This is a genomic window from Zoogloea sp. JDB1 (genome assembly GCF_056724025.1).
The window spans coordinates 3,900,370-3,913,773 of sequence record NZ_CM161496.1 but is presented as its reverse complement, the minus strand read 5'-3'; the positions used below and the strand labels follow the sequence as shown (position 1 = coordinate 3,913,773).

Sequence of the window (13,404 nt, the reverse complement as noted above, 5' to 3'; positions counted from 1 at the left end):
TATGGCGGCACAGGGCTGAACCGATTACGCCTTCAAACTAAAACGAACGATTGACCAAGGAGAACGAAATGAGTGATTACCGCGCCCCGATCAAGGACATGCGTTTCGTCATGGACGAACTGACCGCTTTCAACGAGATCACCAATTTGCCCGGTTGTGAGGAGGCGACGCCGGACCTGGCCGACGCCATTCTCGACGAAGCTGCAAAGTTTGCCGGCGAGGTGCTGGCACCGCTCAACCCCATCGGTGACAGGCAGGGCTGCACCCTCGGCGCCAACGGCGTGACTACGCCGGTAGGCTGGAAAGCGGCCTACCAGCAGTATCGCGACGCCGGCTGGAACGGCATTACGTTGCCTGCCGAGTTCGGCGGCCAGGGCCTGCCCGACCTGCTCGGTATCGCCGTCAAGGAGATGATCTGCTCGGCGAACATGGCCTTTTCCCTCGGCCCGCTGCTGACCACTGGCGCTGTCGAAGCCCTGCTGACCTGCGCCAGCGATGAACTGAAAGCGACCTACCTGGAAAAGATGGTGTCCGGCGAATGGACCGGCACGATGAACTTGACTGAGCCCCAGGCCGGCTCCGATCTGGCCCTGATCCGCTCCCGCGCCGAGCCGCAGGCCGACGGTAGTTACCGGGTCTTCGGACAGAAGATCTTCATCACCTACGGCGACCACGACATGACCGAGAACATCGTGCATCTCGTTCTCGCCCGCCTGCCGGACGCCCCGGCCGGCGTGAAGGGCATCTCGATGTTCCTGGTGCCCAAGTTCCTGGTGAATGCCGACGGGGCGCTGGGCCCACGCAACGACGCCCATTGCGTGTCGATCGAGCACAAGCTTGGCATCCATGCCAGCCCGACCTGCGTGATGGCCTTCGGCGACAAGGACGGCGCGGTCGGCTACCTGCTCGGCGAAGCCAACCGGGGCCTCGAGTACATGTTCATCATGATGAACCAGGCTCGCCTCGGTGTCGGCCTGCAGGGCATCGCCCTCGGCGAGCGTGCCTACCAGCAAGCGCTGGCCTACGCCCGTGACCGCAAGCAGGGCCGCGATGCGCTGACCGGTGAAGCCTTGGTGAGCATCGACAAGCACCCGGACGTCCGCCGCATGTTGATGCTGATGAGGGCCCGCGTCGAAGCCTGCCGCGCGCTGACCTATTACACCGCCGGCCTGCTCGACCTGGCCCACAAGCACCCGGATGCCGAGCAGCGCAAGCGGAGTCTTTACCTGGCCGAGCTGATGATCCCCATCGTCAAGGGCGGCGGCACCGAAATGGGGATCGAGGTGACTTCGCTCGGCGTGCAGATCCACGGTGGCATGGGTTTCATCGAGGAGACCGGCGCCGCCCAACACTGGCGCGACTCGCGCATCACGACGATCTACGAAGGCACTACCGGCATCCAGGCCAACGACCTGCTGTTCCGCAAACTGATGCGAGACCAGGGGGCTACCGTCAAAGCGGTGTTCGGCGAAATCCACACCACTGCCAAGGCGCTAGGCGCCTCCGGGCAGCAGGAACTGCAGGCCATCGGCCACAAGCTCGGCAATGCGTTGAAGGCATGGACGATTGCCACCGAGTGGCTGGCCGGCAACGCCAAACACGGCCTTGGCGGTGTACTGACCGCCGCCGTGCCCTACCTGCACCTGGCTGTCACGGTCTGCGGCGGCTGGATGATGGGCAAGGCCGCGCTGGCCGCCGCCGGCCATTTGGCCAGCGGTAACGGCGATCCGGTTTTCTACCGCAACAAGCTCGCCACGGCCCGCTTCTACGCGGACCAGTTGCTGCCCCAGGCCGCGGCTTTTGCCGAGACCGTGATGAGCGGTGACGCGGCGATTGCAGAAGTAGGGGATGAGCTGTTCGCGTAGCCCGATCGATTGGACAGGCTGCCTCACCACGGCAGGCAACCTGTTTACTCGGATCGGGATGTGCTGCGCCAAGCTGAATCAGCGCCTGATATCGACGATGACACGACCGCGCAACTTGCCGGCGAGGATCGCCGGAGCCAGTTCGATGGCTTCGCTCAGGCCGATCTCATGGGCGATCAGGCCCAGCTTGTCGATGTCCAGATCGCGGCCGAGGCGCTGCCAGGCCTCGAGGCGGCGCGGCCGGGGGCACATCACGCTGTCGACGCCGGCCAGGGTCACGCCGCGCAGGATGAAAGGCGCGACGCTGGCTGGCAGATCCATGCCGCCGGCCAGGCCACAGGCGGCGACGGTGCCGCCGTACTTCATGCTGGCGCAGACATTGGCAAGCACATGGGAGCCGACCACATCCACCGCACCGGCCCAGCGTTCCTTGGCGAGGGGCTTGCCGGGCGCGCTGAACTCGTCGCGGGACAGGACTTCGGCGGCGCCGAGCTGGCGCAGGTAAGGCTCTTCCTCCATGCGGCCGGTGGTGGCGATGACCCGGTAGCCCAGTTTGGACAGCAGCGCGACCGCGACGCTGCCGACGCCGCCACCGGCGCCGGTGACCAGGATGTCGCCCTGGTCCGGTGTCACACCGTTGCGCTCCAGGGCCATCACACACAGCATCGCGGTATAACCCGCGGTCCCGATGGCCATTGCCTGGCTCGGCGTGAAGCTGGCCGGCAGCGGAACCAGCCAGTCGCCGTTGAGGCGAGCCTTCTCGGCGAGACCGCCCCAATGCACTTCACCCACGCCCCAACCGTTGAGCACTACGAGGTCACCGGCACGGTAACCCGGATGGAGGCTCTCCTCGACGGTGCCAACCAGGTCGATGCCCGGCACCATCGGAAAGCGCCGCACCACAGGGCTCTTGCCTGTGATCGCCAGCGCGTCCTTGTAGTTGAGCGTGGAATATTGGACCCGCACGGTCACGTCGCCGTCAGGCAGACCGGCTTCGTCGATGTCGCGCAGCGTGGTGCGGTAACCGGCCTCGTCCTTTTCGATCAGGATTCCCTTGAACATGCTCACCCTCCGTTTAAATTAGACTGATCGTCTAGTAATAGACAAAAAAACTCACCGGGGCAGCCCAGCGAAGAAAAAATCGGCGAAGACTTCCAGCGGCCTGCTTGATGCTTCCAGCTTGGCGCGTAGCACTGCGCCCTCCCAGCCGATCCAGAAGCAGTTCGCCAGGCGTTGGCAATCGGCGTCGGCGGCGATCGCGCCACCTGCCCGCGCCACTTCCAGGCATGTGGCCACACGGTTTTCCCAGTCGGCAAAAGCTGCCGAGAGCTGCAGGCGCAGGGCGTCCGGCAGGCTGGCGGTTTCCTGGCCCAGATTGCCGACCAGGCAGCCACGGCGGAATTCGAAGCGCGCCATGCCGTCGGCGGCATCGGCGACGAAATTGCGCAGGCGTAGCAGTGGCGGCTGGCTTTCGTCGAGCAGGAAGCGGTCGAGCTTGCGGGCGAAGTAGCCGGCGTAACGCTCGATCAGCGCGGCGCCGAAGGCTTCCTTGCTGTTGAAGAAATGGTAGAAGGATCCCTTCGGCACGCCCACACGGGAGAGGATCTGGTCAATGCCGGTGGCGGAAAAGCCCCTTTCGGTGAGCACCTCTACGCCAGCGCGCAGCAGTGCCTCGCGGGTTTCACTGAAGCCGTTGGCGCTCTTTGGTGGACGGCCTCGGCGGCGCGGAGTGGCGGTGGAGGCGGGGGGCTGAAGGTCCATGGGGTTAAATTAGACTGATCGTCTCAAAAAATCAACCCCCCGCTTGTGAAGAAGTGGAATACGACCCACCTCAGGGGCGCCCCGTTTTCGAGTATGGGTTTTCATCCCATGAAAAAATCATGAAAGAATAAAATTTTATAGATGCATAAGAACAATCAAAACACCTGAAAACGTAGTCGCAGTATTCTCAACACGTCTCCTCCACCCCTCCTCCTTTGGTGTGGAATTAAGCCCAGGCCTCAATGAGCCTGGGTTTTTTTTGCACTCTTCTCCTGCCGGACTGAGCGTTGCCAACGCGGCGTGTGGCGCCTATGGTGATCTATGTCGGACAGGATGTAATAACGTTGCCGACGCTCCCGCCCGCGCCTAGCCTCATCGGCTGCAGGCAGAACATGAACCTGTTCTACGCTGCAAGGAGATCCCCATGAGCACCGGCACGTACAAGGTCGGCTATTTCGTCGGCAGTCTGTCGAGCACTTCGATCAATCGAATGCTGGCCAAGGCGCTGGTGCGGCTGGCTCCGCCGGAACTGGAGCTGACTGAAATCCCGATCCGCGACCTACCGCTTTACAGCCAGGACTACGACGCGGATTTTCCGCCGGTCGCCTGCGGCTTCAAGAAAGCAATCACCGATTCCGACGCGATTCTCTTTGTCACGCCAGAATTCAACCGCTCCATTCCCGGCGGTCTCAAGAACGCAATCGACTGGGCAAGCCGTCCGTGGGGCAACAACTCCTTCGCCCGCAAGCCCGCAGCGGTCATCGGTACTTCACCCGGCGCCATTGGCACCGCGGTGGCGCAGCAGAGCCTGCGCGGCGTGCTGTGCTTCTGCAACGCACCTCTGATGAATACTGTCGAAGCCTATCTCCAGTTCAAACCGGGCCTCATCACCGAAGATGGGCAGGTGACGGACCCGTCGACGGAGCAATTCCTGAGCAACTACATGAAGGAGTTCCATGCCTTCATCGTGCGGGTGTTGACGGTGCTGCCGCGCGAAAGCTGAACTAGCCGGTCTCATCCAGCAAACGCGTGATTGTGTCGCGCAACCAGGCCACTGCCGGGTCGGCGTGGTTGCGGGGGTGCCAGGCCAGTCGAAGGCCGAAGCCCCGGTCGTCGAAGGGCAGGTCGAACATGTCGAGTACGCTGGCGAAGCGGCTTTTCAGCATCGATGGCAGTGTGCATGCGTAATCCGAGTTGCGCAGGATTTCCGGCACCAGCATGAATTTCTCGACGGATACCACCACCCGGCGGTGGCGTCCGCTTTCTGCCAGCGTCTCGTCGATGTAGCCGCTGAAGTGCCCACCGAACTCTGTCACCAGAACATGCTGCAAGCAGCAGTAGGCGTCCATATCGAGGGGCGCCGTGCCGCGTGGATGGCCCTTGCGCTGGGCCATCACGAAGGAGCCGTGAAGTAGCGGCCTGACTTTCATCGATACGGGCAAGAGGCGCTCAGACGCAATGAGCAGGTCGACGTCACCGCCTTCCATCTGCGCCGCGATCAGGCTGGCGTCGGGGTTACGGAAGGCGACGCGTACGCCGGACCCGGCGCAGGACGCGAGCTTCTCGATCAGCGGCAACCCCAGCACGACCATCGCGGTATCGTTGGCTGCGATCTGGAACGTGCGTTCGTCCGTGAGCGGGTCGAAGCTCGGCCGATATTGCACGACCGACTCCAGATCCTTCAGCACGGAATGAAGGACTGGCCCCAGGGCCAAGGCTCGGGCCGTCGGCGTCATGCCGCGGCCGGCCTCGGCAGGCAGCAAAAGCGGGTCGTCGAAGATATGACGCAGGCGGGCCAATTGGGCTGACAGCGCTGGCTGGCTGATATGCAGGCGCCGCGCGGCGCGGGTTACGTTGCATTCAGCCAGAAGCGCATCGAGGGAGACGAGTAGGTTCAGATCGATCTGGCGTAGATCCATGATGGGGTATCCGACTGCTGGATTGGTCGAATATCAACAATCGATTTCAACTATATATCGATGATCGCCATACTCCAATCAAGCAGCGCAAAGCCATCAAACATTGTGAGGAAGATCATGGAAAACAGCGCCACCAAGACCCAGCCAGGTACTGCGAACCCCGTTATCCGCATCGCCCGCCGCCACATCCGCGCGGGAAATGAGGCCGCGTATGAAGCTCTTGTCGGCGAGATGTTCCAGCAGATGCAGGCCTGCCAGGGCTTTCTGGGTGCGGAACTGATCCCGGCCGATGCGCCGGACGGCGAGCATCAGGTCATCGTCCGCTTCTCGTCGGAAGAGGCGCTCGCCAACTGGGACGCCAGCATGGCACGCTCGGATCTGCTGGCCCGGATGGCCAAGCTGGCCGACACCGATCCGGAGTACCGTCGCCTTTCGGGGCTGGAGGCCTGGTTCACGCCGGCCGTCGTGCCCGCCACGATGCATCCGCCGCGGGCCCGTATGGCGCTGGTGACGTGGATGGGCATCTTCCCGACGGTATCCCTGGTTCTGTGGCTGATCGAGCCGCTGGTGCGCCCGTATCTGCCCTTCCTGCCCAAGGTTGCCTTGCTCACCGGGCTTATCGTCGTGACCATGACCTGGGTCGTGATGCCGCGCCTGACACGGGTGATGCGGGGTTTCCTGAGCCCGCGTCCAGATTAGACCCGGTTGCTTCAAGTACACCGGATCGATCTTGAGGGCGCGGGCTGGTTTGGCGAACTTTGCTACTATCGCAAGCAAGCCACCAGAAAAGACGCCGAGCCGAGAATGAACGCCAGCGCCAAGTCAATTGACTACACCAGGCTGTTGCCCGGTGTCCCGCACATAGAATCACCTTTTTTCGCCAGAATCATCGAGCAACTGGAGTTGGATGCACCGACCCGGCAGATCGCTGTCGATCTCTTCATGAAGGGCTACGCTGTCATCGATTTCCCCGAGCCGGAGTTCGATGGAATCGCGGAGTCGATCAAGGCGGACCTGCACGATCAGTTCGACTGGGAAATGTGGCACTCCCATGGGCATCGGGATGGCGTGAGTTTGCGCATCATGGATGCATGGAAGACCAACCAGAACGTCCGCCGCCTGGCATCCAATGCAAAGGTGATGGATTTGCTGAGCCTCTTGTACGGACGGCGGGCATGGCCTTTCCAGACGCTGAATTTTCCGGTTGGCAGTCAGCAGCATGTTCATACCGATGCGGTCCATTTCAGTAGCAACCCAGAGCGTTTCATGTGCGGCGTGTGGGTCGCGCTGGAGGATATTACGACGGAGAACGGTCCTCTCGAGTATTACCCTGGCAGCCATAAATGGCCGATCTACACCAACGAGCATATCGGCCAATGCGTCAGCGAGATGCCGCAAAGACCTGGACAGGGTATCTACGAGGAGATGTGGCGGGCGCTCATCGAGGCCAATCACGCCAGGCCCGAGACTTTTGTCTGCAAGAAGGGACAGGCCCTGATCTGGTGTGCCAACCTTATGCATGGTGGCAGCATTCAGTTGAACAAGGATCTGACCCGCTGGTCTCAGGTTACCCATTACCTGTTTGAAGACTGCGCGTATTACACGCCCCTATGGTCGGATCCCTTTTACGGGCATGTATATTTCCGGCGTCCCACCGATATTTCCCGGGGTGAAGTCATGGCCAGCCGCTATGTTGGTCGAGAGCTTCCCGAGAACTTCATCGAGGAGTCGAAGAGGGGACATCTGGCATTCGACCCCGAGTTGTACCTGGCCGCCAATCCAGACGTGGCAGCGGCCGGCATGGATGCGTGGCTTCATTATGCATTGCATGGAAAGGGCGAAAAACGGCCGCTACGACCGGAGCCCTGAGTCAAAAACTGACTGAAGGTTTGGCGGCGGCCGAAGGGGGATCAGCGCGCTGGTTTCAGCGTGAAGCCCGCATAGCCTTCCGCGGCACTGCGGCTGATCACCTCCTTGTAGTGCTTGCCGCCGCCCAGATACACCATGAACACGCGCGGCTTGCCAGGGATGTTGGCACCCAGGTACCAAGAGGTGGCTTCGGGCAGCAGGGTCGCATCCGCCAGTTCCTTGGTGTGCCGGATCCAGCGATCTTCTTCCGCCGTGTTCGCGCTGATCGCCGTGTAGCCGTGCTGGTCCATGTAGGTGATGCAGCTGGCGATCCACTCGCAGTGCATCTCGATGCCCAGCGGCATGTTGAACAGCACCGACGGGCTTTGCGGGCCGGTGATGAAGAACATGTTGGGGAAGCCGTGGGCGCCGAGGCCGTACAGGGTGCGAGGGCCCGCCGACCAGTAATCCTTCAGGGACTTGCCGCCTTCGCCGCGGATATCCATCTTGAACATCGCACCGGTGAAGGCATCGAAGCCGGTGGCGTAGATCAGGATGTCGAACTGGTATTCGGCGTCGGCGGTCCGGAGTCCGGTGGGGAGAATCTCCTCGATGACGTTCTTCCGGATGTCGATCAGCTGCACGTTGTCCCGGTTGTAGGTCTCGAAGTAATTGGTTTCGCAGGGCTGGCGCTTGGTGCCGTAGGCCTGGCTCTCGGGCGGGCAGAGCAGCTCGGCTACCGCCGGATCCTTGACCCGCGAGCGGATCTTTTCACGTACGAAGTCGGCGGCGTATCTGTTGGCCGTCGGGTCGAACAGAGTGTCACCGTAGCAGCCGATCCACAGGCTGAAGCCGCCGTCTTCCCAGCAGGCCTCGTACTGCTGGCGCCGCGCCTCGGGGCTGTCGGCGACTGCCGAGGGCTTCAGGCGCTCGAAGGGCACGCCGGCGAAGGAGTCCCAGGCCTGCTGACGGAGCGTGCGATAGCGCTGTTTGACTTCACGGTCCACCACGGGATTCATCGGTTCATTACGCAGCGGCGTGCCGTAATTGGGCGTGCGCTGGAAAACGGTCAGATGCGCGGCCTGTTCGGCGATCACCGGGATGGCCTGCATGGCGGTGGCACCGGTCCCGATGATGCCGACGCGCTTGCCTGCAAAATTGACGCCCTCCCTGGGCCATTTGCCGGTGAACAGCATCTGCCCCTCGAAGCTGCCGTGGCCCTTGAATTGGGGGATGTTCGCGTCCGACAAGGTCCCGACGGCGGGAATGAAGAAGCGCGCAATCACGGTTTCGCCGCTATCCGTCGTGACGATCCAGCGCTGCTTCCCGTCGTCGAAATGCGCGGACTTCACGCGGGTATTGAATGTGATGTCCTTGTTCAGGTCGAATTTCCGCGCCACGAATTCCAGATACTCGAGAATTTCTGGCTGGGCGGCGTATTTCTCGGACCACGTCCATTCCTGCTCGAGCTCTGGAGAAAACGAGAAGGAATAGTGGTGGCTGGGGATGTCGCAACGCGCGCCCGGGTAACGATTCCAATACCAGGTCCCTCCAACACCATCTGCACTTTCGAATACCCGCGCCTTCAGCTTCAGGGTGTCCCTGAGCAGATGCAGCATGTAAAGCCCGGCGAAGCCGGCGCCTACGACAACCGCGTCGGCAAAGGAAGGGGCCCGGTTTTCAGGGAGGGCTTGCGTCATGGTTTTGTCTCCTGTCTTGTCGATATGTATTTATGCAGGCGATCGGAATTGCCGGAGCGGAAAGGGGGGAATGCCTGAATTCCGATCCACTGCCTGCAGCGGGGGCATCAGATGCTCGCAAGGCTAATCAGCAAAGCCTGTGCCAAAGAAAAATAGGCAAGACAAAACAGGGGCTTGAATAAAAATGGATGAATAAGGATCGACGATCTGACTGTGTGTCGATTCATAAAATCATCAAGCGATTTCATGAAATTCTGAAATCGCCAATCAGGGAGAAATTTGTTGTGGGAGCTGGACGTGACGCGCGCCCGGGACGCACAGAACAAATGCTGTATTTCCGGGGGCGCGACGGCTGGAGGATTGGTGTGTGGGGCGGGCGAGCCCGCTTGCGCTTTCTATTCCCCTTTGATTTTTTCCAGTCGATAGGCGAGCTGGGCCCGGGTCATGCCGATCAGGCGGGCCGCTTGCGTTACATTGTCGTTGGCCAGGGCCATGGCGTTACGGGTGATCGCGGACTCGAAATCGGAGATGGAAAAGCCTTCGTTCAGCAGTCTGACGCTCAGCTCGTCGTAGAGCGATCGTGCAGGGGGGCGTTTGCTGTCCAGCTTGAGAGCCCCGGTCTGCGAAACAAGGGTATGGCCGGCATCTTCATCGGGCGGGGAGGCGAACAGGGAGTCGATGTCGATGCTGCGGTTATGGTCGGTCAGGATCACGCCGCGCTCGATCATGTTCTCGAGTTCCCGGATGTTGCCGGGCCAGGCGTAATTCTTCAGTGCCCGCAGGGCCCGGTCCGAAATGCCCAGCGTGGTCTTCTTGTACAGCGCGTGGAACTTGCCGAGGAAGTGCCGGGCCAGCAAGGGAATGTCTTCTGCACGCTCCCGCAGCGGCGGGATCGACACCGGATATACATTGAGCCGATAGAATAGATCGGCGCGGAATCTCCCCTTTTTCACGGCCTCCTGCAGGTCTTCGTTGGTGGCCGCGACGACCCGCACGTCGATCTTGCGCACGAAGGTACCGCCGACCCGTTCCAGTTCGCCCTCCTGCAGCACCCGCAACAAGGCGGCCTGGGCGCCGGGGGTCAGCTCCACCACTTCGTCGAGGAAGATCGTGCCGCCATCCGCGCGTTCGAACTTACCCTCGCGGCTGACGTTGGCCCCGGTGAACGCACCCCGTTCGACGCCAAAGAGCTCCGACGCGATGAGGTCCGACGGAATCGACGCGCAGTTCACCGCCACGAAGGGCTGTGCAGACCGATCCGACAGTGCGTGCAGGCTGCGGGCGAACACCTCCTTGCCGACGCCGGTTTCGCCAAGCAGCAGGACCGACGCGCGGCTTTTCGCACCTCGCTCGATGAGATCCTTTGCTTTCAGGAAGCCAGTCGAACGCCCGATGAAGCTGACCGAGTCGGTTGGCGAGGAGCGCGCCGCACGGACCGTTTCCTGCAGCTCGGAAACCTGGGTGCGCAGGGCGAGCAGCTCCTCCGCCACCGAATCGGGTTCATAGAATTTCTCCAGCTCCGCGCGGTCGTCCCATTCCTCCGCGGGCTTGCCGATGATGCGGCAGTGGGCAGCGCCACAGCCCGCGCAGGTCTCCTCCTTGAAGAGGATCTTGCGGCCCATGTAATAGCTGGTGAAGCCGCTGGAGTAGCCGATCAAGGTCCAGCACACTGGTTCTGCCGCCAGCCCGAACTGCAGCTGATGGGCCTCGGCCTCGTAGGATTCCGTCCATTCGAAGCGGCCGATGAAGGCCCCGGAGGACAGGTCGAAAGACAGTTCCAGTGGTTCGACCTGCACCAGCCCCTTGATGCAGGCCAGTTGCGGTCCGACCAGGAAGGCATCGGCTGTGGTGATCTCCGGCCGCAGCTTGCGGGCGAGCGCTGCATCCTTGAAGCCGGCGTGGAAGCCGAAACGCATCAGCAGCCCGCGCGCCCGTTCCAGGCCCAGCGTTTCGATGAGCTCCTTGCGCAGAAGGCCCATGCCCGATGCGTGAAACAGGAGCATGCGCTGTTCGTTGAACCACACTTTGCCGTGGGGCGGGTCGAAACGGACCTGGGACAACAGGTCGGCATCCGATGGGTACTGGGGGCTACCACTCTTGCTCACTGATCACGCCTTTCTGCCGAGGCCCGCTTCATCAATTCATGAATCGACTTCATCAAATTCTCAAAACCCACACCGTGGTGGCGCAAGGGAAGCCCTTTCTCGATACATTGCATCAAATCCCGTTATTGCATGATCAATATAGCTTTTTGCTTTCATTGGGGTCCAGTGGCATGGCCGTTGCTGATGGGCATGGGTGCTTTGCACATCACCAAAGGAGACAAGAACAATGCCACTCGATCACGCATCGATACAGCTTCTGCAACAACTAATAGAAATGGGTGCCAAGCCGTTTCACCAGATGAGTCCGGACGAGGCCAGGCGCTTCCTGGCCGGCTTCCGGCCCGCCTATGGCAGTGGGCCGTCAATGCACAGGGTCGTGGAGGAAATGCTGCCGCTACCGGGCTGCCATTGCAGAGTGCGCGTGCTGATTCCGTCCGACGACATCTGCGGTGTGATTCTCCATTGCCACGGCGGCGGCTGGGTGACGCTGTCCATCGACGATTACGATGCCTTCGGGCGCACGCTTGCGGCGCAGTCGCGCTGCGCCGTCGTGCTCGTCGAATACCGTCTTGCGCCGGAGCATCCGTTTCCTGCTGCGCTGGATGACTGCCAGGCCGCATTGAACTGGATTGCCGAAGCCCGTAGCCGGCTGTTTGGCCAGGCATCCCTGCCGCTCATCGTGTCGGGTGACAGCGCCGGCGGCAATCTCGCCGCGGTGCTCGCCAATCGTGCCGCGCGGGGGCAGGGCCCCGAGCTTGCGATGCAGGTGTTGCTGTATCCCGTGACCCAGGCCCGGCTCGATACCGACAGCCATCTCAACCCCGATTTCCAGTTGTTGCTATCGCGGGAAGACATGGCCTGGTTCTGGAGCCATTACCTGCCCGATACGACCCTGCGTAATCAGCCGGATGCTTCGCCGCTCCATGAAGCGGACGTCTCCAAGCTTCCCCCCACGCTGATCATCGGGGCGGAAATGGATGTGCTCAATAGCGATGCCGATGCTTACGCGGCGAAGCTGGTGGCGGCCGGCGTGCCGGTGACCCACCGCCGCTTTGCGGGGCAGATGCATATCTTCGCCACCATGATCAACGTGCTGCCGGCCAGTGCCGAGGCCATCCGCCTGATCGCCGACGAAATCGACCGCGTCCTCGCCAGCACGCTGGCGCACTCGTAAAAGCAGCCCCATCGACAGAGCAGGGCAGGGCGGCACGCGCCAGCTTCAGGCGTTTGCCGTGGCCCCGTACGCCCCCAAAAAAACGGAGACAACAGAATGAAAAAGCACCTCACGCTTTGCAGCGCCGCGCTGGCGCTGGGATTGAGCATCGGTTCGCGCGACGCGGCCGCCACTGAAAACGGCGCGACGAACTGGCCCCTCGGCGTCAATACCATTCTTCCCGCGCTGCTGCCGCCCCCCGGCAATACGCAGTTCTACAGCTATACGGTGCGCTATAGCGCGAACCGTTTCGTGGATGGCGGCGGAAAGTCGATCCTTCCCGGCTTCAAGCTGACGCAATACGCGCAGGCCTTCCGCTTCGTCCATACCTGGGATTACCAGACCGACAGCGGCGTGCGTTTCAGCAGTGGCATGATTCCATCGGCGGATTACACCAAATTGCAAATCGGCGGCATGCAGGACGACGCCACCGGATTCAACCAGGTTTATCTCACGCCGCTATATCTGACCTATTCCCCTTCGCCGTCGCTGCATCTGCTGACCGGTTTCAGCGGATTCGTCCCGCTCGGCAATTTCGACCGTAATGGCCTGGCGAATACCACCAGCAATTACCGATCCTGCGTGCAGGAATTCGGCCTCACGTGGTTCATTACGCCGGCGTGGGAGCTTTCCCTGTCGCCCACGCTGTCCTTCAATGAACGCAACAAGGCGACCGGCTATCATTCCGGCAATGTGCTGAACACGGATTTCAGCGTCGGCTATCGGCCGGCGTCCATGCCGCAACTGCAGCTGTCCCTGGCCGGCTACCACACCTACCAGTTCTCCGACGACCGCGCCGAGGCCGGCACTGTTGCCGGCGGAAACCGGTTGAAGAAGCTTGGGCTCGGTCCGCAGGTCTTCTACGCTTTCGATAAGGCGAGCGGCATTGTCTTCAAGGCATTGCACGAAGTGGATGTGGAGAACGGGCCCAAGGGGAATTCGTTCTGGGTGCAATTCTCCACGCCGATCTGAAATCCCTTCCGGGTTCCGTGC

11 protein-coding genes are annotated in these 13,404 nt (G+C 61.7%); 6 read left to right on the top strand and 5 right to left on the bottom strand.

The features are described 5' to 3' along the window. The first annotated feature begins 68 nt into the window (after positions 1-68). Positions 69-1,865, top strand: coding sequence for an acyl-CoA dehydrogenase (locus tag AC1PPK_RS17715; protein ID WP_481114330.1), 1,797 nt, complete (start codon positions 69-71; stop codon positions 1,863-1,865). A gap of 78 nt (positions 1,866-1,943) precedes the next feature. Here the strand turns inward: AC1PPK_RS17715 and acuI are convergent, their stop codons facing one another. Beyond that, the gene (gene acuI, locus AC1PPK_RS17710; protein WP_481114329.1) at positions 1,944-2,927 is read right to left on the bottom strand and encodes an acrylyl-CoA reductase (NADPH); all 984 of its coding nucleotides are present in this window, start codon (positions 2,925-2,927) and stop codon (positions 1,944-1,946) included. 51 nt (positions 2,928-2,978) lie between these two features. Continuing rightward, positions 2,979-3,626, bottom strand: coding sequence for an acrylate utilization transcriptional regulator AcuR (gene acuR, locus AC1PPK_RS17705; RefSeq protein ID WP_481114328.1), 648 nt, complete (start codon positions 3,624-3,626; stop codon positions 2,979-2,981). A 424-nt stretch (positions 3,627-4,050) separates the two neighbouring features. Between acuR and AC1PPK_RS17700 the strand changes: the two genes are divergently transcribed. Beyond that, a complete protein-coding gene (locus AC1PPK_RS17700; protein ID WP_481114327.1) occupies positions 4,051-4,629 on the top strand; it encodes an NADPH-dependent FMN reductase in 579 nt (192 codons plus the stop codon). 1 nt (position 4,630) lies between these two features. Here the strand turns inward: AC1PPK_RS17700 and AC1PPK_RS17695 are convergent, their stop codons facing one another. Further along, the gene (locus AC1PPK_RS17695) at positions 4,631-5,545 is read right to left on the bottom strand and encodes a LysR family transcriptional regulator (protein ID WP_481114326.1); all 915 of its coding nucleotides are present in this window, start codon (positions 5,543-5,545) and stop codon (positions 4,631-4,633) included. Positions 5,546-5,662: 117 nt separating this feature from the next. On the opposite strand from AC1PPK_RS17695, the gene AC1PPK_RS17690 reads away from it, so the two are divergent. Beyond that, on the top strand, positions 5,663-6,244 hold the full coding sequence (locus AC1PPK_RS17690) for an antibiotic biosynthesis monooxygenase (protein WP_481114325.1): 582 nt from the start codon (positions 5,663-5,665) through the stop codon (positions 6,242-6,244). A gap of 105 nt (positions 6,245-6,349) precedes the next feature. Next, positions 6,350-7,414 (top strand): phytanoyl-CoA dioxygenase family protein, encoded by a 1,065-nt coding sequence (locus AC1PPK_RS17685; RefSeq protein ID WP_481114324.1) that lies wholly within the window; start codon positions 6,350-6,352, stop codon positions 7,412-7,414. Positions 7,415-7,455: 41 nt separating this feature from the next. Here AC1PPK_RS17685 and AC1PPK_RS17680 read toward each other — a convergent pair whose 3' ends face one another. Further along, complete coding sequence (locus tag AC1PPK_RS17680; RefSeq protein ID WP_481114323.1) at positions 7,456-9,093, bottom strand: flavin-containing monooxygenase; 1,638 nt, start codon at positions 9,091-9,093, stop codon at positions 7,456-7,458. Between the two features lie 395 nt (positions 9,094-9,488). Next, positions 9,489-11,198: a sigma 54-interacting transcriptional regulator gene (locus AC1PPK_RS17675; protein WP_481114322.1), complete on the bottom strand. Its 1,710-nt coding sequence runs from the start codon at positions 11,196-11,198 to the stop codon at positions 9,489-9,491. A 226-nt stretch (positions 11,199-11,424) separates the two neighbouring features. On the opposite strand from AC1PPK_RS17675, the gene AC1PPK_RS17670 reads away from it, so the two are divergent. Continuing rightward, on the top strand, positions 11,425-12,372 hold the full coding sequence (locus AC1PPK_RS17670) for an alpha/beta hydrolase (protein ID WP_481114321.1): 948 nt from the start codon (positions 11,425-11,427) through the stop codon (positions 12,370-12,372). Positions 12,373-12,468: 96 nt separating this feature from the next. Beyond that, positions 12,469-13,383, top strand: coding sequence for a SphA family protein (locus AC1PPK_RS17665; RefSeq protein ID WP_481114320.1), 915 nt, complete (start codon positions 12,469-12,471; stop codon positions 13,381-13,383). The last annotated feature ends 21 nt before the right edge of the window (positions 13,384-13,404 follow it).

What these genes read in the sequence shown, in the direction of transcription:
- AC1PPK_RS17665 (WP_481114320.1), top strand. Translation starts at nt 12,469, where the DNA reads ATGAAAAAGCACCTCACGCTTTGCAGCGCCGCGCTGGCGCTGGGATTG.
- AC1PPK_RS17715 (WP_481114330.1), top strand. Translation starts at nt 69, where the DNA reads ATGAGTGATTACCGCGCCCCGATCAAGGACATGCGTTTCGTCATGGAC.
- AC1PPK_RS17680 (WP_481114323.1), bottom strand. Translation starts at nt 9,093, where the DNA reads ATGACGCAAGCCCTCCCTGAAAACCGGGCCCCTTCCTTTGCCGACGCG.
- AC1PPK_RS17685 (WP_481114324.1), top strand. Translation starts at nt 6,350, where the DNA reads ATGAACGCCAGCGCCAAGTCAATTGACTACACCAGGCTGTTGCCCGGT.
- acuI (WP_481114329.1), bottom strand. Translation starts at nt 2,927, where the DNA reads ATGTTCAAGGGAATCCTGATCGAAAAGGACGAGGCCGGTTACCGCACC.
- AC1PPK_RS17670 (WP_481114321.1), top strand. Translation starts at nt 11,425, where the DNA reads ATGCCACTCGATCACGCATCGATACAGCTTCTGCAACAACTAATAGAA.
- acuR (WP_481114328.1), bottom strand. Translation starts at nt 3,626, where the DNA reads ATGGACCTTCAGCCCCCCGCCTCCACCGCCACTCCGCGCCGCCGAGGC.
- AC1PPK_RS17700 (WP_481114327.1), top strand. Translation starts at nt 4,051, where the DNA reads ATGAGCACCGGCACGTACAAGGTCGGCTATTTCGTCGGCAGTCTGTCG.
- AC1PPK_RS17695 (WP_481114326.1), bottom strand. Translation starts at nt 5,545, where the DNA reads ATGGATCTACGCCAGATCGATCTGAACCTACTCGTCTCCCTCGATGCG.
- AC1PPK_RS17690 (WP_481114325.1), top strand. Translation starts at nt 5,663, where the DNA reads ATGGAAAACAGCGCCACCAAGACCCAGCCAGGTACTGCGAACCCCGTT.